The sequence below is a fragment of the Rhodococcus sp. TAF43 genome (assembly GCF_052113525.1).
In the GTDB taxonomy this organism is placed as follows: Bacteria; Actinomycetota; Actinomycetes; order Mycobacteriales; family Mycobacteriaceae; genus Prescottella.
Window position 1 is genome coordinate 174,264 of sequence record NZ_JBFRDL010000004.1, and the last position, 17,020, is coordinate 191,283.

The following is a 17,020-nucleotide window of genomic DNA, read 5'->3' on the forward strand; positions in this document are numbered from 1 at the left end:
CTTCCAGAACGGCGAAACAGCGATCAGCGCGGGAGTCCCAGCACGCGTTGTGCGATGACGTTGAGCTGGATCTCGATGGTGCCGCCGCCGATCAGGACGGCCGGGACTCCCAGGTAGTCCTGAACATACGGCTCTTCCGGGCTGCCCACACAACCGAGCGGGCCGAGCAACGCGACCAGCGCGCGGGAGCCTTCGCGTTGGGCGATCGCGTGGAACACCTTCTGCACGCTGGTCGCCGACCCGGTGGCGTCCTCGGACCCGTGCAGCCGTTGCAGCACGGTCTTCAGGTTCATCGCTCCCACCGAGAGCTCGCGTGCGGTGTTGCGGCCGAGCACTCGGACAACCTCGTCCCGGCTGCTGCCGTACTCGCCGCCGTCGAGCAACCGGCGGACCATGTCCGCGGAACCGTGGCCGAACTTGGCGGTGCCCATCTTGAGTCGCTCGTTCGACAAGGTGGTGACGGCCAACCGCCATCCGTCACCGGGGCCGGCGACGACACAGTCGTCGGGCACGAACACCTCGTCGAGGAAGACCTCGTTGAACTCCCAGATTCCCGTGACCTGGCGAAGCGGACGCACGTCGACGCCCGTGCTGTTCATGTCGACGAGGAAATAGGTCAGGCCGGCGTGCTTGGGTACGTCCGAGTCGGTCCGGGCGAGGCACACGCCCCAGTCCGCCTCCCGCGCCTGCGAGTTCCACACCTTCTGTCCCGAGAGCACCCAACCCCCGTCGACCTTGCGGGCCCGGGTGGACAGGCCCGCGAGATCCGATCCGGCGCCCGGCTCGGAAAACAGCTGACACCAGACGAGTTCACCTCGCAGGGTCGCGGGCACGAACCGCTTCTGCTGCTCCTCGCTGCCGTGGGCGATGAGGGTGGGAAGCACCCACTCCGCAATTCCCGTGTCGGGCTGGGCAAGTCCGCGCCGGGCGAACTCGTCGGCGATCACCGCCTGCTCCACCGGGCCCGCATCGAGGCCGTACGGCTCCGGGTAGTGGGGCGCGGTCAGGCCTTCGGCCGCCAGTCGGGCCCGGCGGGCGCCGCCCCGGGACGGTGCCCACCCTTCCGTCGGAATCTCGTCCTCGGGAAGTGCGAGAACGTCGTCGAGCACACCCGAGACCCGTGCCCGCACCTCCGGTAGCGAGTCCGCGTCGATGAACGAGAAGTCGCGCCGAGTGTGCAGTGCGGCTTCTCCCAGTCGAGTCGACCAGGCGTCCTCGGTACCCACCGCGGAGGCGACGGAGACCGCCCGCCGCCAGTACAGGTGCGCGTCGTGCTCCCAGGTGAACCCGATACCGCCGAGCAGGCTGATGCAGTCGAGTGCCTGGTCGACGCCCGCCGGGGCCGCGGTGAGCGCCGCCTGCGCCGCAACGAGACGCCGCTGGTCGGAAGCGCTGTCGGCGGCACGGGCCGCATCCCACACGGCCGCGCAGGCGACCTGGGAGCGGACCAGCATCAGTGCGGCCTTGTGCTGGACTGCCTGGAAGCTGCCGACCGGGCGCCCGAACTGGTGGCGGGCGCGTACGTACTCGACGGCCGTCTCCAGGCACCACGCGGCGATCCCGCCGGCCTCCGCTCCCAACAGCGAGGCGACGACGAGATCGACCCGGTCCGGGTCGAGTCCGGACAGGGCCCGGCCGTGGCCGATCCGGTGACCGGCGAGTTCGAGCCGTCCCACGGATCGCGTCAGATCGACGGCCTCGCAGGATGCCACCTTCGCCGTGGTCGTGGACCCGTCGAGTTCGGTTCGCTCGAGCCAGAACCACAGGTCCTCGCCGGGGGTATCCGCCAGCGCGGCACGCACGAGGACTCGGTCGGCGCCCGGCAGCCCCAGCGTGGGATCGGAGGTCCCCTCGACCGCCCACCCCCCGTCCACAGCCCTTGCCGTCAGCCGGTTCCCGGCGACGAGAGCGCCGGTGGCGCCGCCGTCGAAGGCGGCGAGCAGATCGTCGGCACCGGTCGAGGCTGTCGACGCTGTGGCACTGGCGAGCACGGTGGGAACGTACGGTCCGGGGAACAGGGCCCTGCCGAACTCCTCGACCACGACGGTCAGCGCCGGCAGCCCGCAATCCGAGCCGCCCACGGACTCCGGAAGATGCATGTTGTGCAGGCCCTGTCGCACCACCGCATCCCACACCGGGTCCGGGCCGGTACCGGTGGAGAAGGCGTCGAACTGGTTGCGGGTACTGGCAATCGGCGCGGTGCGGCGGGCAAAGGCCGCGACCGAGTCTGCAAGAGCGCGCTGATCGTCATCGATCGGTAGTGCCATCGAGTTCTCCTGGAGTAGGTGGCCCGTCAGGTGCCGGTGGTGCTAGCTGGTGCCCGCCGATTCGGTTGCGTGCGCCGCCAGGACGTACAGGGCGTCGGCGAGCGAATCGACGAAGGTATCGGCGCCCTCGGCGCCTTGCATGAGTCCGCGCATCATCGTGGTGCCCGACATCAGGTCGAACAGGAACATCGGGTCCGCCCCCGGGGCTATCTCCCCGCGGGTGACCGCCCCTTCGAGTAGGTCGGAGAAGGCCTTGCGTACGGGGGCTCCGATGGCGAGGAGGCGTCTGCGCGCGTCCTCGGACCGCGAGTCGGCCAACAGGCCCGGGACGCCGGCACGGGCTGCCGGACGCGCCGCGCGGGCCAGGAAGATGCGCACCCACGTGGCCAGATCGGCCCGCAGGTCCCCGGTCTCTTCGGGTAGCGGATGCCCGCCGGTGCCGTGCACAGCCTCCTCGATCAGCGCCTCACGAGACGGCCACCGCCGATAGATGGCCGGCGTGTTCACCTCGGAGGCTCGGGCGATCGCGGAGATCGTCGTCTGCTGATAGCCGACCGTCGCCAGCAGGCGACGGGTCGCGGCGAGCACGGCTTGATCCTTGCCCGGGTCGCGAGGACGCCCTGCGCGGGCCGAAATCTCAGACTTCACTATTACATAGTAACCCGTTACGTTAATCGTGAGGCCGTTTCGAATCGCCCGATCCGAGGGGTCCTACCCGGTTTCTTCTCGTCCGGTGCTCGCGCTGCTGCGGGTGAATGCACAAGGAGTGCACGATGAACAATCGAGACACGACCAGATTCCCCGCACCGCGCGAGGACGGCGACAGGTTCGGTCGGGTGGCGTACCAGCGCGAGACGGGCCGCGTCTCGACGATTCTCACGCAAGCCCGGGTGTGCCCCGGGCCGCAGGCTCGGGTCTGCGTCAACCCGGCCACCCTGGAATCGATCGGTAGTGTCCAGGTCGCCACGGCCCGACAGATCGACGGCCTGGTCTCGCGGGCACAGCGCGCATTCGCGACATGGCGTGGTGATCGCGACGCGCGACAGAAGCTCCTCGCGATCTGCTCGCGCGAACTCTTCGGTGTCGCGGACGCCGTCGCGCCCTTGCTCACGATGGAACACGGCAAGCCCCTCGACGAGTCCGCCGGTGAGATCCGCGCGGCCGCGAAGTTCCTTGCCGACACCGCCCGGATCGATTGGGATGACGACGCTCCCGTGTGCGCCGGCCGAAACCGCACGGCGGTCATCGAATACAGGCCGGTCGGAGTCGTCGCGGTACTGATCCCGTGGGACCTGCCGATCCTCCGCATGGTCGCGAAGATCGCCCCCGCCCTGGTTGCCGGCAACACGGTCATCGTCGAGACGCCGCCCACCGTGGCGCTGTCGGTCACGCGAGTGGTCGATGTCCTCGAGGCCGTGCTGCCGGACGGGGTCCTCGGCACATCCGTCGGCTACGACGACACCGGAAGCTCCCTGGTGGGCCATCCCGGGATCGGCCGAGTCTCCTATGTGGGCTCCCGAGGAGGTGCCCGGAAGATCATCAGCAAGGCCGCTCGGTTCCTGACGCCCGTCGCGACGACGACCGGGGGCGGCGGTGCGGCGGTGGTTCTCCCGGATGCGCACGTCGACGCGACAGCAACCGCATTGGCGGGCAGCGCATTCCTCAATGCGGGGCAGACTCTCGGTGGCCCCGGGCGCGCGTACGTGCCGACAGAGATGGTGGATGCGTTCTGCGAGGCGCTCTCGGAAAACATGCGCATGCTGACCGTCGGCGACGGGTCGAGCCCGGAGACGTCGATCGGTCCGCTCCACAGTGCGCGTCAGTTGAGGGTGGTCGAGGACTTCCTCGCCCGGTCCGTGGCCGCGGGGTCGACTCTCGTCCACGGCGGCGGGCGGGGCACCGACCTCCCCGGGCACTTCCTCGAACCGACGCTGCTGCGTGAGATCGGCGATGCGGGTGTCCCGGGTGCCGCGGTCGAGACGGCGGCCGCGGGGCCGGTGTTCACCGTCGTCGGCTTCGACGACCTCGACCGGGTCCTCGGGTGGATCGGCGAACCACCACACGCTCTCAGCGCATCGGTATGGGGGACCGACATCGACCGAGCGGCCAAGGTCGCCGAACGTGTCGATGCCCAATCCGTGTCGGTGAATCGACACGAGGTCACCGACGCGACATCGCCGTTCGAAATGGTGGCAGCGAGCGGATTCGGAATGATCGGTGGCCGCGCCGTCGACGAGTTCCTGCAGTTCCGTGTGATCAACCATTGAGACCCGGGCGCAAGGTGAGGACAGCAGATATGGACCAATTCGAGCGTTTGACCAGGACGTTTTCGAGCCCCGCTTATCTCGAATGTCTGTTTCTCCGCGCGGCGGCCTCTTCCGCCCGTAGGCTGCGCCAATCACAATGGTGTGAGGAGTGGGATCGGAGGTCGCGATGACGATCCAGATGGAGCGTGGAAGCGGATCGCGCGCGGCGGCGGGAGCCCCCGAACGCGTCCCGGTGGCGCCGGCGGCAGGCACGCCGGCAACCGCGCACGCACGCACCGAGATGGTGGTGGACCCGCGGTTCCTGCCGCTCGCCGACCGCTTCTTCTCGATGTACCGCCAGCCCCACAACGGTGGCGGTGCGCTGGTCGCCTACGTGCACGGCGAGAAGGTCCTCGACATCTGGGCCGGCTACGCGGACCGGGATCGTCGCTGGAACCGGGACACCGTCTCGCTGTCCTTCTCCACCGGCAAGGGTGTCGCGAGCACGGTCACGCACCGGTTGGCCGAGCGGGGCATCGTCGACTACGACGCCCCCGTCGCCACGTACTGGCCGGAGTTCGCGGCGGCGGGTAAGGAAGCGATCACCATCCGCGACGTGCTGACCCACCGCACCGGTCTGCACAAGGTCCGTGGACTGGTGCCCGGCCGCCTCGGTCTGCTCGACTACGACACCGTCGTCGAGGCACTCGCCGCGGCGGCACCGGATCCGCGTCGTCTGCGCGGGCCCGGCTACCACGCCGTGACGTTCGGATGGCTGGTCGCGGAGACGGTCTCGCGCGCCACCGGCAAACCGTTCGTCGACATCGTCCGCGAGGAGATCGCCGAACCCCTCGGGATCGACGAGTTCTGGTACCAGGTCCCGCAGGCCCAGAGGCCGCGGATCGCGAAGCTGTTCCCGCACATCAACCCCGGCGGACTGGACTGGCAGCTCACGGCGTCGGTCCTGTCCCGGGTGGGTCCCCTGCGGGGACTCGCCGAGGCCGCGATGCCGGACGGCTTCGACGAGCTCGTGCGGAACCCCGCGGTGCACGACGCCGTCATGCCCGGATGGAACGGCGTGTTCAGCGCCCGATCCCTCGCCCGGATGTACGCGGCCATCGCGAACGGAGGCGTCATCGACGGCGCCCGGTTCCTGAAGCCCGAGACCCTCGAACAGATGGGGGCCGTGCAGACCCGGGACCGCGACTACGTGCTCGGCGTCAAGCTCGGCTGGCGCCTGGGCTACCACCCTCCGATCCTGGCCAGTCGCACGCAGCCCACCCGCGGCCTCGGTCACTACGGGGTGGGCGGATCGGGCGCGTACGCGGACCCCGAGACCGGTCTGGCCTTGGCGTTCGTGACCAACAGACTCGGCAACGCGGTCTCCGCGCTCGGAGATCTGCGACTGGCCAAGCTGGGCGCCGAGGCACAGGCGATCATGCGTTCGTGAAGGAGGACTGGCGATGAGCAATCACGTCTACCGGGTGATCGAGATCGTCGGATCGTCGCCCGACGGTGTCGACGCGGCGATCGCGAACGCCGTCGGTCGCGCGCACGAGACGATGCGCAATCTCGAATGGTTCGAGGTCGTCGAGACCCGCGGTCACATCGAGGGCGGGGTCGTCGCGCACACGCAGGTGACGCTCAAGGTCGGTTTCCGGCTGGAATGAACTCGAGCGACCCCGGGGGCACGCCCGATCGTTTTCCGGTACAACGGAGCCTCGACCCAAACTGAAACACGTTATAGTCTTGGGTCGAGATCGAGAGATTTCGGTCCGGGCACTCACAGGTAGGGAAGAACTGTGGCTTATGTGATTACGCAGGCATGCTGCAACGACGCATCGTGTGTGGACGTCTGTCCCGTCAACTGCATTCATCCGACTCCGGACGAGCCGGAGTTCGCCACGACGGAGATGCTCTACATCGATCCGCAGACGTGCATCGACTGCGGCGCGTGTGTCGACGAGTGCCCCGTCGACGCGATCTTCGGTGAGAACGAGCTCAGCGAGGCGCACGCGCTGTACCCGGAGATCAACGCCGCGTACTTCGAGAAGCACCCCATCGGTCCGGACTGGCCGGAGCTGACCCAGCCCAAGCCGCTGGACCCCGCGCTGGGGACGCTGCGCGTCGCGATCGTCGGTTCCGGTCCCGCCGCCTGCTACGCCGCGATCGAACTCACCGCCCGCCCGCGCGTCGAGGTCGACATGTTCGACCGCCTGCCCACCCCCTACGGCCTCGTCCGTGCCGGCGTCGCTCCCGACCATCCGGGCACCAAAGGTGTCGCGGACGTCTTCCGGTCGGCGATGAGCAAGCGCACCGTGCAGTGCCATTTCAACGTCGAGGTCGGGCAGCACGTCAGCCACGACGAACTCCTCGCGCACCACCACGCCGTCATCTACGCGGTGGGCGCGGCCAGCGACCGTCGTCTCGGGGTCCCCGGTGAGGACCTGCCCGGTTCGCACGCCGCCACCGAGTTCGTCGCCTGGTACAACGGCCACCCCGACTACGCGAACCACACGTTCGACCTGTCGGGTGAGCGTGCGGTCATCATCGGCAACGGCAACGTCGCGCTGGACGTCGCCCGCATCCTCGTCACCGATCCGGACGAGCTGGCCAAGACAGACATGGCGGAGCATGCCGTGGAGGCGCTGCGGCACAGCAACATTCGCGAGGTCGTCATCGTCGGCCGTCGTGGACCCGCGCAGGCCGCGTACACCAACCCCGAGCTGATCGCGCTCGGCCAGATGGCCGACGTCGACATCGTCGTGGACCCGGACGAGGCGATCCTGGACGCCGCCAGCCGGGCGTGGGTCGACGGGCCGGACTCCGAGCCGTCCGAGAAGCTGAAGGTGCGTCAGGTCGAGGAGTTCGCGAAGCGGACCACCTCCGACGGTCGCAAGCGGATCGTGCTGCGCTACCTGGCCTCGCCCGCGGAGATCAGCGGCGACGGCCGTGTCGAGGAGTTGCGCCTGGTGCGCAACGAACTGGTCGCCGACGATGCCGGCAAGCTGTCCGCGCACGCGACCGACCGGACCGAGACACTGTCGACCGGTCTGGTGCTGCGGTCCATCGGCTACAAGGGCCTGCCCGTCGCCGACCTGCCGTTCGACGAGCGCCGCGGCGTCGTTCCGAACGAGAACGGTCGCGTCATCGACCCGGAGACCGGTACGCCGATCCCCGGCGTCTACGTCGCGGGCTGGATCAAGCGCGGACCCACCGGCGTCATCGGCACCAACAAGCACTGCTCAGCGGCCACCGTGGAGATGCTGGTGTCGGACTTCTCTGCCGGACTGCTCGGGCAGCCCGGCGGCGACCGCGAGCAGCTCGGTGAGCTGATCGGCGGGCGCCAGCCCGATGTCATCGACTTCCAGGGCTGGCAGCGCATCGACAAGAAGGAGCGCGCGCTCGGATCGGAGAGCGGACGTTCCCGCACCAAGATCGTCGACCTGGCCGCGATGCTCGACGCCGCCCGCGGCGAGGGTGCGGCCGGCTGACGGCGGGTCGGTGTTGTCGGTGACCGCCCGATATGTCTAAATAAGATGTATCGGGCGTCCGCCGATCGCGGTGGCGCCCGTGACACGGTGTCGTCGAACGAGGGGATGGGCGCATGACCGGGAAGTCGATCGCAGGACACGGTTCGAGGACCCGGCGCTGGTTCGCCCGCGCCGCAGCCCTCGTCGTCGGAGCCACCGCGGCAGGTGCCGTGCTGGTGGGGCCGGCGCAGGCCGCGCCGCTGTTCCCCGGCGGACCCGAGATCCCGGGCTTCCAGATGCCGACCTTCGAGCTGCCGCGGGTGGAGCTGCCCCAGATCCCGACGCCGCCTCTGCAGCTCCCGCCCGGATTCGACCTGCCGCCGGAGGTGCGGGCGGTGCTGCCCCCGGGCTCGCTCATGCCGGCCACGCCCGCCGTCGCCCCGATCGGCCCGGCGAACTTCTCGGCGCCGTCGCTCAATCCCGCACCGGGTGAGGTGGTGGGCATCGCGCAACCGATCATCATCCGGYTCAACGAGGCCGTCGGCGACCGCGCCGTCGCCGAGCGGGCCATCCGGGTCACCACGAATCCGCCGGTTGCCGGACACTTCTACTGGATCAACGACAGCCAGGTGCGGTGGAAGCCGGAACAGTTCTGGCCGGCGAACATCCAGGTGAGCGTCGACGCCGGTGATTCGCACTCGACGTTCTCGATCGGCGACGCCCTGGTCACCGTCGCGGACGACAACACCAAGCAGATCACCGTCACCCGCAACGGTGAGGTGGTCAAGACGATGCCGACGTCGCTCGGCAAGCCCGGTCACGAGACGCCGAACGGCACGTACATCGTGGGCGAGAAGTTCCGCGACATGTACATGGACTCGTCCACGTACGGTGTGCCGATCGACGCCCCCGAGGGCTACCGCACGTACGTCGAGTACGCGACCCGAATCTCCTACAGCGGCATCTTCGTTCACGCGGCGCCGTGGTCGGTGCAACAGCAGGGACACAGCAATGTCAGCCACGGCTGCCTCAACGTCAGCACCGAGGACGGCAAGTGGTTCTACGAGAACGCGAAGAAGGGTGACCCGGTGATCGTGCAGAACACCGCCGGCGGCATCCTCAGTGGCAGCGACGGACTGGGTGACTGGAACCGCTGACCCGACCGGACCCGAAGGCGCTGCGCGAGAACCACTCGCGCAGCGCCTTTTTCGTGCGCAAATAGTTGCGATTCCGATCGCCGCACGACGTTCAGATCCCATCTCGTGCGCATTCACCGGCCATTCGCAGTCGGCGGTAACACTGCTGCGGTGACATCGAGTCCGGAGAGAACCCTGCCGCAGCCACCGGGCCGCGGACTGCTCGGCCGCCCGTGGCGTGACTACGCACTCTTCGCGGTCCTGGTGGGACCCAACCTGGTGCTGCTGGCGGTGTTCACGTACCGGCCACTGATGGACAACATCCGGCTCTCGTTCTTCGACTGGAACATCTCGGATCCGGTGGCGACCTTCATCGGGTTCGAGAACTACCGGGAATGGTGGAGCCGCGACGACACCTGGCAGATCGTCACCAACACGGTCGTGTTCACCCTGGCGACGGTGGTCGGATCGATGGTGCTCGGCCTGGCGCTGGCGCTGCTGCTCGACCGCAAGCTCTTGGGGCGCAACCTGGTTCGCTCGGCGATCTTCGCGCCGTTCGTGATCTCGGGTGCCGCGATCGGCGTCGCGTTCCAGTTCGTGTTCGATCCCAACTTCGGCCTCGTCCAGGACCTGCTGCACCGCATCGGGTTCACCTCGGTGCCGGACTTCTACCAGGAGCCCGGCTGGGCGCTGTTCATGGTGACGGTCACGTACATGTGGAAGAACCTCGGCTACACGTTCGTCATCTACCTGGCCGCGCTGCAGGGCCTTCGTCCCGAGCTGTCGGAGGCCGCCGAGATCGACGGCGCGAGCGGATGGACCCGATTCCGCCGAGTCCTGTTGCCCCAGTTGCGACCCACCACCTTCTTCCTGTCGATCACGGTGATGCTCAATTCCCTGCAGGTGTTCGACATCATCAACGTGATGACCCGCGGAGGCCCGCTCGGGACCGGAACGACCACGATGGTCTACCAGGTCTACAACGAGTCGTTCCGCAACTTCCGGGCCGGTTACGGTGCGACCGTCGCGACCGTCATGTTCCTCGTCCTGCTCGCCGTCACCGTCTACCAGGTGCGCGTGATGGATCGGGGTGAGCGGTCGTGACCGCGCTCGAGGAGCATGTGGTCGCCCCGTCGCTGCCGACGGAGATCGTCGCCCCGGCCGGGCGGGCACAGCGTCGTCGCGAACGCGCGCTGACCTCCCTCGGGTACGCGGCGATGGTGTGTGCACTCGTCAYGGTGGCGCTGCCACTGTTCTGGATCGTCATGACGTCGTTCAAGGAACGGCCGGACATCTACACCCAGCCGGTCACGTGGTGGCCCAGCACGTTCCATCCCGAGAACTACCGGGAGGCGCTCACGTCGGTGCCGTTCACGACGTTCCTGCGCAACTCGGTGATCATCACGACCGCGCTGGCGGCGATCAAGTTCGTGCTCGGTGTCCTCAGCGCGTACGGGCTGGTGTTCCTGCGGTTCCCGGGTAAGAACTTCGTGTTCCTGGCGATCATCGCGGCGCTCATGGTGCCCAACCAGATCACGGTGATCTCGAACTACGCGCTGGTCGCGGAGTGGGGGTGGCGGAACACCTTCCAGGGCATCATCGTTCCCCTCGCCGGCGTCGCCTTCGGGACGTTCCTGATGCGCAACCACTTCCTGTCGATTCCGTCGGAGATCATCGAGGCGGCGCGGATGGACGGCGCGGGGCACATCCGGTTGCTGTGGCGGGTGGTGCTGCCGGTGTCGGGGCCGACGATGGTCGCGTTCGCGATCATCACCGTCGTCAACGAGTGGAACGAGTATCTCTGGCCGTTCCTCATGTCCGACGACGCCTCGGTCGCCCCGCTGCCGATCGGGCTGACCCAGCTGCAGAACAACGACGGGCTCACCAACTGGGGACCGGTCATGGCCGCCACCGTGCTGGCCATGCTGCCGATCCTCGTGATCTTCCTTCTGCTGCAACGACACATGATCAAGGGCCTCACCTCCGGTGCGGTCAAGGGCTGACGACATTTCGGACCAGGCATGGAAAGGCACGAAGACATGGCACACATCAACCGTCGCGGATTCCTCGGACTGACCGGGGCACTCGCGGCCGGGGCCGCCCTCACCGCGTGCGCGGGTTCGGGATCGGGTTCCGGCTCGTCGGATTCGAGCGCGTCCGGGTCGGGCGGGACGAACACGATCACGTTCTGGTCCAACCATCCCGGCAAGTCGCAGGACGTGGAGCGGGAACTGATCAAGCGCTTCGAGGCGAAGTACCCCGACCTGAAGGTCGATCTCGTGGACGGCGGCAAGAACTACGAGGAGGTCTCGCAGAAGTTCAACGCCGCACTGTCGGGCGGTGCGCTTCCGGACGTCGTCGTGCTGTCCGACGTCTGGTGGTTCAACTACGCGCTGACCGGGGCGATCGAGCCGCTCGATCCGCTGTTCGGCGAGGTGGGTGTGAACACGTCCGACTACGTCGACTCGCTGCTCGCCGACTACCTGTTCCAGGGCAAGCACTACGCGCTGCCGTACGCCCGTTCCACCCCGATCTTCTACTACAACAAGCAGATCTGGTCGCAGGCCGGGCTGCCCGACCGCGGTCCCGCGACGTGGCAGGAGTTCGACCAGTGGGGCCCCGAACTGCAGCGTGTGGTGGGTGGCGGCAAGCTCGCGCACGGGTGGGGTGACGCCAAGAACTACCTGGGCTGGACGTACGAGGGCCCGATCTGGACCTTCGGTGGTGCCTACTCCGATCAGTGGACGCTGAAGTTCGACGATCCCAGGACGATCGAGGCCGGGAACTTCCTGCGCGACATGGTCTTCGGCAAGAAGTATGCAGCGGTGTCGAGTGACATCGCGAACGAGTTCGCCGCCGGGATCCTCGCCTCGACGATCGCGTCGACCGGTGACCTGTCGGGCATCAAGAAGACCGCGGCGTTCGACTTCGGCACCGCGTTCCTGCCGGCGTCCGACGGCCGACCCGGCTGCCCCACGGGCGGTGCCGGGCTGGCGATCCCGTCGCGCATCTCCGACGACCGGAAGAAGAACGCGCTGAAGTTCATCGACTTCATCACCAACACCGAGAACACGGCGTACTTCTCGCAGAACGTCGGCTACATGCCGGTGCGCAAGTCGTCCGTGGAGGAGCCGTCGATGAAGGCGTTCCTGGATGCGAACCCCAACTCGCGCACGGCCGTCGAACAGTTGGCGCACACGCGGTCGCAGGACTACGCCCGCGTGTTCGTCCCGGGTGGCGACCAGGTCATCGGCACCGGACTCGAGCAGATCGCGCTGCAGAACGCCGACGTGAAGTCCACGTTCGCGTCCGTCGCAGCGCAGCTGCAGCAGACGATCGACCGGCAGATCGCCCCGAAGCTGCCCCAGTAGCAGGACGACAGAAGGAAGACCATGGCACACGTGCAGTTCTCGGCGGTCACCCACCGCTACCCGGGCGGCGAGCGGCCCGCAGTGGACCGACTCGACCTCGACATCGCCGACGGCGAGTTCGTCGTCCTCGTCGGACCGTCCGGGTGCGGAAAATCCACGAGCCTGCGGATGCTCGCCGGTCTCGAATCCGTCGAGACGGGCCACATCCGCATCGGCGGTGCGGACGTGACGGGGCTGGCGCCGAAAGCGCGCGATGTCGCCATGGTCTTCCAGAACTATGCGCTCTACCCGAACATGACCGTCGCCGAGAACATGGGCTTCGCGCTGCGCAACGCCGGGGTGAACAAGACCGAGCGCACCGCGCGCGTCCTCGAAGCCGCGCGGATGCTCGAACTCGAGCCGCTGCTGGGCCGCAAGCCCGCCAAGCTGTCGGGCGGGCAGCGGCAGCGCGTCGCGATGGGGCGGGCGATCGTCCGGCACCCGGCGGTGTTCTGCATGGACGAGCCGCTGTCCAATCTCGACGCGAAGCTCCGGGTGAGCACCCGCGCCCAGATCTCCGGGCTGCAGCGCCGGCTGGGTACGACGACCGTCTACGTCACCCACGACCAGGTCGAGGCGATGACGATGGGCGATCGGGTGGCGGTGATGTGCGACGGCCGACTGCAGCAGATCGCCCGCCCGCGCGAGCTGTACGACGATCCGGTCAACACGTTCGTCGCCGGTTTCATCGGATCACCCGGGATGAGTCTGCTCGAGGCGCCGGTCGAGGGGACCACCGCGGTGCTCGGGGATCTGCGCGTGCCGCTGCCGGCGTCGGCGCGCGGGGAGGACCGCGTCGTCGTCGGGGTGCGCCCGGAGTCGTGGACCCTGGTGGGGGAGTGGCGCAAGGGCTCGCTCACGGTGGTCGCGGAGTTGTTCGAGGAACTCGGCGCCGAATCGTTCGTCCACGCGGTGAACGCCGACCCCACTGACGAGACCTGGTCCAGCAAGGGCGGACGGGTCGTCGTCCGCGTGGACCGGAAGGTGTCGGTGAGCGCCGGCGAGCGGCTGCATCTGCTGCCGAAGCTCGACGAGATCCGGTTCTTCTCGGCGTACTCGGGCGAGCGGCTGCGCTGACGGCTCGCGCATAATCCGTCCCATGACCGTGACCCGTTCGATCCTGCTGTTCGTCCTGGCCGCGCTGTTCGAGATCGGCGGCGCCTGGCTGGTGTGGCAGGGGATCCGCGAGCATCGCGGCTGGTTGTGGGTGGGCGCCGGCATGGTGGCGCTCGGCATCTACGGACTCGTCGCGACGCTGCAGCCCGACGCCAACTTCGGGCGCATCCTGGCCGCATACGGCGGCGTGTTCGTCGCCGGGTCGCTGCTGTGGGCGGTGGTGATGGACGGGTTCCGCCCCGACCGGTACGACATCATCGGCGCGGCGATCTGCCTGTGCGGCGTCGGCGTGATCATGTACGCGCGGTAGCCGCTGCGCGCCCGTGCGCCTTTCTKGTCGGTCCACCAGAAAGGCGCACAGGCGGCGAAGCCGCCTACCAGATATTGACGCGCTTGTCCGGATCCAGGTACAGCTCGTCACCGGGCTTGACGTCGAACGCCTCGTGGAAGCTGTCCAGGTTGCGGATCACGCCGTTGCAGCGGAACTCCGGCGGCGAGTGCGGATCGACGGCCAGCCGTCGGATCGCTTCCTCGTTGCGGGCCTTGGTCCGCCACACCTGCGCCCAGCCGAAGAACACGCGCTGCAGGCCGGTGAGCTCGTCGAGCACGGGGGCGTCGGCGCCCTCGGTCGCGATCCGGTAGGCCGCGAGCGCGATCGACAGACCGCCGAGGTCGCCGATGTTCTCGCCGATCGTGAACTCGCCGTTGACGTGATGGCCGGGCAGGTCCTTGGGCTCGAACTCGTTGTACTGCTCGATGAGTGCCTTGGTGCGCTTGCCGAACTCGGTGCGGTCGTCGTCGGTCCACCAGTCGACCATGTTGCCGTCGCCGTCGTACTTGGCGCCCTGGTCGTCGAAGCCGTGGCCGATCTCGTGTCCGATGACGGCGCCGATGCCACCGTAGTTGGCGGCGTCGTCGGCGTCGGCGTCGAAGAACGGCGGCTGCAGAATCGCTGCGGGGAAGACGATCTCGTTCATGCCCGGGTTGTAGTACGCGTTGACCGTCTGCGGCGTCATGAACCACTCGTCGCGGTCCACGGGGCCGCCGAGCTTGGCGATGTCGCGGTCGTGGTCCGCGGCGTACCCGCTGCGATAGTTGCCCACCAGATCCGCCGGGTCGATCTCGACGGCCGAGTAGTCCCGCCACTTGTCCGGGTAGCCGATCTTCGGGGTGAACTTCTCGAGCTTCGCCAGCGCGGCCTGCCGGGTCTGCGGGCTCATCCACTCGAGGTCGGAGATGTTGCGGCGGTACGCCTCCTGCAGGTTCGCGACCAACTCCTGCATCCGGGCCTTGGACTCCGGCGGGAAGTGCCGCTCGACGTACAGCTTGCCGACCGCCTCGCCGAGGAGGTCCTGTACCAGCGAGACGCCGCGCTTCCAACGCTCACGATTCTCCTGCGTGCCGCTGAGCGTCTTGCCGTAGAACGCGAAGTCCTCCGCCACGATGGCCTCGGTCAGGTACGGGGCCCGCGAGTGCAGGACGCGCCACGTGGCCCACGCCTTCCAGTCCTCGATCGGCTGCGACGTCCACAGCTCGGTGAGCGCCTCGACGAAGCTGGGCTGGCGGACGACGATCTCGGCCAGCTGCTCGGGGGTGGCCTCGAGGCCGGAAATCCAGGCGGCCCAGTCGAATCCGCCGTGCCGGGACTGCAGGTCGCTGCGCGTGACGAGGTTGTAGCTGAGCTCGGCGTCGCGGCGCTTGACGACGTCCCAGTGTGCGGCCGCGAGCTTGGTCTCGAGGTCGAAGACGCGCTGCGCGTCGTACTCGACACCGGCGAGTTCGAACATCTTCCGGATGTGCGCGAGGTACGCGTCGCGCACCTCGGCGTAGTTGTCCTCGCGGTAGTACGACTCGTCGGGCAACCCGATCCCGGACTGTGTGAAGTGCACCAGGTAGCGGGCCGAGTTCTTGGCATCGGTGTCGACGTACTGGCCGATCGCGCCGCCGACACCCGTGCGCTGCAGGCGTCCGACGATCCCGGCGAGCTCGCTCAGGTTCGCGGCGTTCGCGACGGAGGCCAGTTCGTCGGCGATCGGGGCGATCCCGGCCGCCTCGGCGGCGTCGGCGTCCATGAAGCTCGAGTACAGGTCACCGATCTTCTGCGCGTCGGTGCCGGGCGCCGCGCCGGACGCGGACGCCTCCTGGATCAGCGTCCGCACGTCCTCCTCCGCCTTGTCGTACAGCGTGCGGAACGCGCCGTCCACCGCCCGGTCGGCGGGGATCTCGTACTCGTCCAGCCACTTGCCGTTGACGTGCACGAACAGGTCGTCCTGCGGGCGGGTGCCCGGGTCGAGATGGGTGAGGTCGATGCCGGAATGCTGCGCAGTCGTCATCGCTCCATCTTTACACCGACCGCGAGCGCGTGGCCGGTCCTGCCGGAGGCGGGGCGAGGGGATCAGGCGTCGATACCGAGGTTGATCGCGGCGAGGACCCGATCGGACTGCCGCGACGTGGCCATCAGACCGGCCTCGTCGAAGATGCCGTCGGAGGCGTTGCGGGTGTCGCGACCGGTGTGGTCGGTGTACGGCGAGACGGTGGAGAGGATCTCGTCGGTGAAGGTGTCGTCGAAGAACAGCTGGGTGGTGAGCACCGTTTTCTTGTCGATGTGCACCTTGAGGTGGATGTGCACGGTCCGGCCCGTGTACCAGCCGGGGAAGACGGTCGTGAACTTGACGATCCCGTCGGCATCGGTGGTCTGGGCGCCGCGCAGGTAGGTGCCGTCGTCGGTGGTGGTGGCCTCCTGGTCGCCGACGCTGTACGAGCCGTCGGACGTCTCGCCGGAACCGCCCATGCCCATACCGCCGCCCGGGCCGCCCTGCGGCGGCCGGCCCATGCCGCCACCCATGCCGCCACCCATGCCGCCGCCCTGGTTGGCGGCCTGCGAGCCGGACTCGAAACCGGAGTAGACGCCGCCGGCGTCGCAGTGCCAGATCTCGACGACGGCGTTCGCGACACCGGTCGCACTGCCGTCCGGGCTGCAGTTCGTCAGATCCTGGACGCGCATCGCGAGGTTCAGCTCCAGACCGGGACGGTCCTCACGGATGTCGTTGCGGATGGAGTCGACGTCGAACCAGTACGGGCCCTGCGTCTCCTCGACCGCCATGACGCACCGCGGTGCCTGGTCGAGCAGCGCCAGCAACTGGGCGTCGACAGTGCCGCCCGACGCGGCAGCGGTCGCGGGGGCGGTCGCGGGGGCGGTGGCAGAGGAGCCGGAGCCGCCGCCGTTACTGCACGCGGCGATCAGCCCGCCCAGGCTGATCGTCCCGCCCAGGGCGAGCGCCCGTCGCCGGCTGATCCGTTGGCGGCTCAGTTCCACGTCTTTGTTCACTCGAGATCCTCCTCGCTGCGGTTGCTTCGAGGATCATCGTGCGT

At 68.3% G+C, this 17,020-nt stretch carries 14 protein-coding genes; 10 read left to right on the top strand and 4 right to left on the bottom strand.

Annotation, left to right across the window (positions count from 1 at the left end; genetic code table 11):
• Nucleotides 1-23: 23 nt before the first annotated feature.
• Together AB4Z09_RS04895 and AB4Z09_RS04900 are read right to left on the bottom strand one after the other, a co-directional pair.
• The gene (locus AB4Z09_RS04895) at nucleotides 24-2,267 is read right to left on the bottom strand and encodes an acyl-CoA dehydrogenase (RefSeq protein WP_174913564.1); all 2,244 of its coding nucleotides are present in this window, start codon (nucleotides 2,265-2,267) and stop codon (nucleotides 24-26) included.
• 42 nt (nucleotides 2,268-2,309) lie between these two features.
• The gene (locus AB4Z09_RS04900) at nucleotides 2,310-2,915 is read right to left on the bottom strand and encodes a TetR/AcrR family transcriptional regulator (protein WP_254622661.1); all 606 of its coding nucleotides are present in this window, start codon (nucleotides 2,913-2,915) and stop codon (nucleotides 2,310-2,312) included.
• Nucleotides 2,916-3,040: 125 nt separating this feature from the next.
• Between AB4Z09_RS04900 and AB4Z09_RS04905 the strand changes: the two genes are divergently transcribed.
• From AB4Z09_RS04905 to AB4Z09_RS04950, 10 genes are all read left to right on the top strand, one after another.
• Nucleotides 3,041-4,534, top strand: a complete 1,494-nt coding sequence (locus AB4Z09_RS04905) for an aldehyde dehydrogenase family protein (RefSeq protein WP_174913561.1) — start codon at nucleotides 3,041-3,043, stop codon at nucleotides 4,532-4,534.
• A gap of 280 nt (nucleotides 4,535-4,814) precedes the next feature.
• Nucleotides 4,815-5,963 (top strand): serine hydrolase domain-containing protein, encoded by a 1,149-nt coding sequence (locus AB4Z09_RS04910; RefSeq protein WP_254623049.1) that lies wholly within the window; start codon nucleotides 4,815-4,817, stop codon nucleotides 5,961-5,963.
• 13 nt (nucleotides 5,964-5,976) lie between these two features.
• Entirely contained in the window at nucleotides 5,977-6,183 is a 207-nt protein-coding gene (locus tag AB4Z09_RS04915) for a dodecin (RefSeq protein ID WP_114722081.1), read from the top strand.
• A 132-nt stretch (nucleotides 6,184-6,315) separates the two neighbouring features.
• Nucleotides 6,316-8,007 (top strand): FAD-dependent oxidoreductase, encoded by a 1,692-nt coding sequence (locus AB4Z09_RS04920; RefSeq protein WP_174913558.1) that lies wholly within the window; start codon nucleotides 6,316-6,318, stop codon nucleotides 8,005-8,007.
• 113 nt (nucleotides 8,008-8,120) lie between these two features.
• On the top strand, nucleotides 8,121-9,143 hold the full coding sequence (locus AB4Z09_RS04925) for a L,D-transpeptidase family protein (RefSeq protein WP_442239286.1): 1,023 nt from the start codon (nucleotides 8,121-8,123) through the stop codon (nucleotides 9,141-9,143).
• Between the two features lie 150 nt (nucleotides 9,144-9,293).
• Entirely contained in the window at nucleotides 9,294-10,226 is a 933-nt protein-coding gene (locus AB4Z09_RS04930; RefSeq protein WP_174913552.1) for a carbohydrate ABC transporter permease, read from the top strand.
• Between the two features lie 44 nt (nucleotides 10,227-10,270).
• The gene (locus AB4Z09_RS04935) at nucleotides 10,271-11,125 is read left to right on the top strand and encodes a carbohydrate ABC transporter permease (RefSeq protein ID WP_442239297.1); all 855 of its coding nucleotides are present in this window, start codon (nucleotides 10,271-10,273) and stop codon (nucleotides 11,123-11,125) included.
• A 36-nt stretch (nucleotides 11,126-11,161) separates the two neighbouring features.
• Nucleotides 11,162-12,493, top strand: coding sequence for an ABC transporter substrate-binding protein (locus tag AB4Z09_RS04940; RefSeq protein ID WP_174913550.1), 1,332 nt, complete (start codon nucleotides 11,162-11,164; stop codon nucleotides 12,491-12,493).
• A 21-nt stretch (nucleotides 12,494-12,514) separates the two neighbouring features.
• Complete coding sequence (locus AB4Z09_RS04945; RefSeq protein WP_114722076.1) at nucleotides 12,515-13,609, top strand: ABC transporter ATP-binding protein; 1,095 nt, start codon at nucleotides 12,515-12,517, stop codon at nucleotides 13,607-13,609.
• Between the two features lie 22 nt (nucleotides 13,610-13,631).
• On the top strand, nucleotides 13,632-13,958 hold the full coding sequence (locus tag AB4Z09_RS04950) for a YnfA family protein (RefSeq protein WP_174913547.1): 327 nt from the start codon (nucleotides 13,632-13,634) through the stop codon (nucleotides 13,956-13,958).
• 64 nt (nucleotides 13,959-14,022) lie between these two features.
• Here the strand turns inward: AB4Z09_RS04950 and AB4Z09_RS04955 are convergent, their stop codons facing one another.
• Together AB4Z09_RS04955 and AB4Z09_RS04960 are read right to left on the bottom strand one after the other, a co-directional pair.
• Nucleotides 14,023-15,981 (bottom strand): M13 family metallopeptidase, encoded by a 1,959-nt coding sequence (locus AB4Z09_RS04955; RefSeq protein WP_442239287.1) that lies wholly within the window; start codon nucleotides 15,979-15,981, stop codon nucleotides 14,023-14,025.
• A 62-nt stretch (nucleotides 15,982-16,043) separates the two neighbouring features.
• Nucleotides 16,044-16,976, bottom strand: coding sequence for an intradiol ring-cleavage dioxygenase (locus tag AB4Z09_RS04960; protein ID WP_442239288.1), 933 nt, complete (start codon nucleotides 16,974-16,976; stop codon nucleotides 16,044-16,046).
• Nucleotides 16,977-17,020: the final 44 nt, after the last annotated feature.

Excerpts from the sequence above, each read along its gene's own strand:
- AB4Z09_RS04895 (WP_174913564.1), bottom strand. The coding sequence starts at position 2,267 with ATGGCACTACCGATCGATGACGATCAGCGCGCTCTTGCAGACTCGGTC.
- AB4Z09_RS04905 (WP_174913561.1), top strand. The coding sequence starts at position 3,041 with ATGAACAATCGAGACACGACCAGATTCCCCGCACCGCGCGAGGACGGC.
- AB4Z09_RS04910 (WP_254623049.1), top strand. The coding sequence starts at position 4,815 with ATGGTGGTGGACCCGCGGTTCCTGCCGCTCGCCGACCGCTTCTTCTCG.
- AB4Z09_RS04915 (WP_114722081.1), top strand. The coding sequence starts at position 5,977 with ATGAGCAATCACGTCTACCGGGTGATCGAGATCGTCGGATCGTCGCCC.
- AB4Z09_RS04940 (WP_174913550.1), top strand. The coding sequence starts at position 11,162 with ATGGCACACATCAACCGTCGCGGATTCCTCGGACTGACCGGGGCACTC.
- AB4Z09_RS04945 (WP_114722076.1), top strand. The coding sequence starts at position 12,515 with ATGGCACACGTGCAGTTCTCGGCGGTCACCCACCGCTACCCGGGCGGC.
- AB4Z09_RS04950 (WP_174913547.1), top strand. The coding sequence starts at position 13,632 with ATGACCGTGACCCGTTCGATCCTGCTGTTCGTCCTGGCCGCGCTGTTC.
- AB4Z09_RS04955 (WP_442239287.1), bottom strand. The coding sequence starts at position 15,981 with ATGACGACTGCGCAGCATTCCGGCATCGACCTCACCCATCTCGACCCG.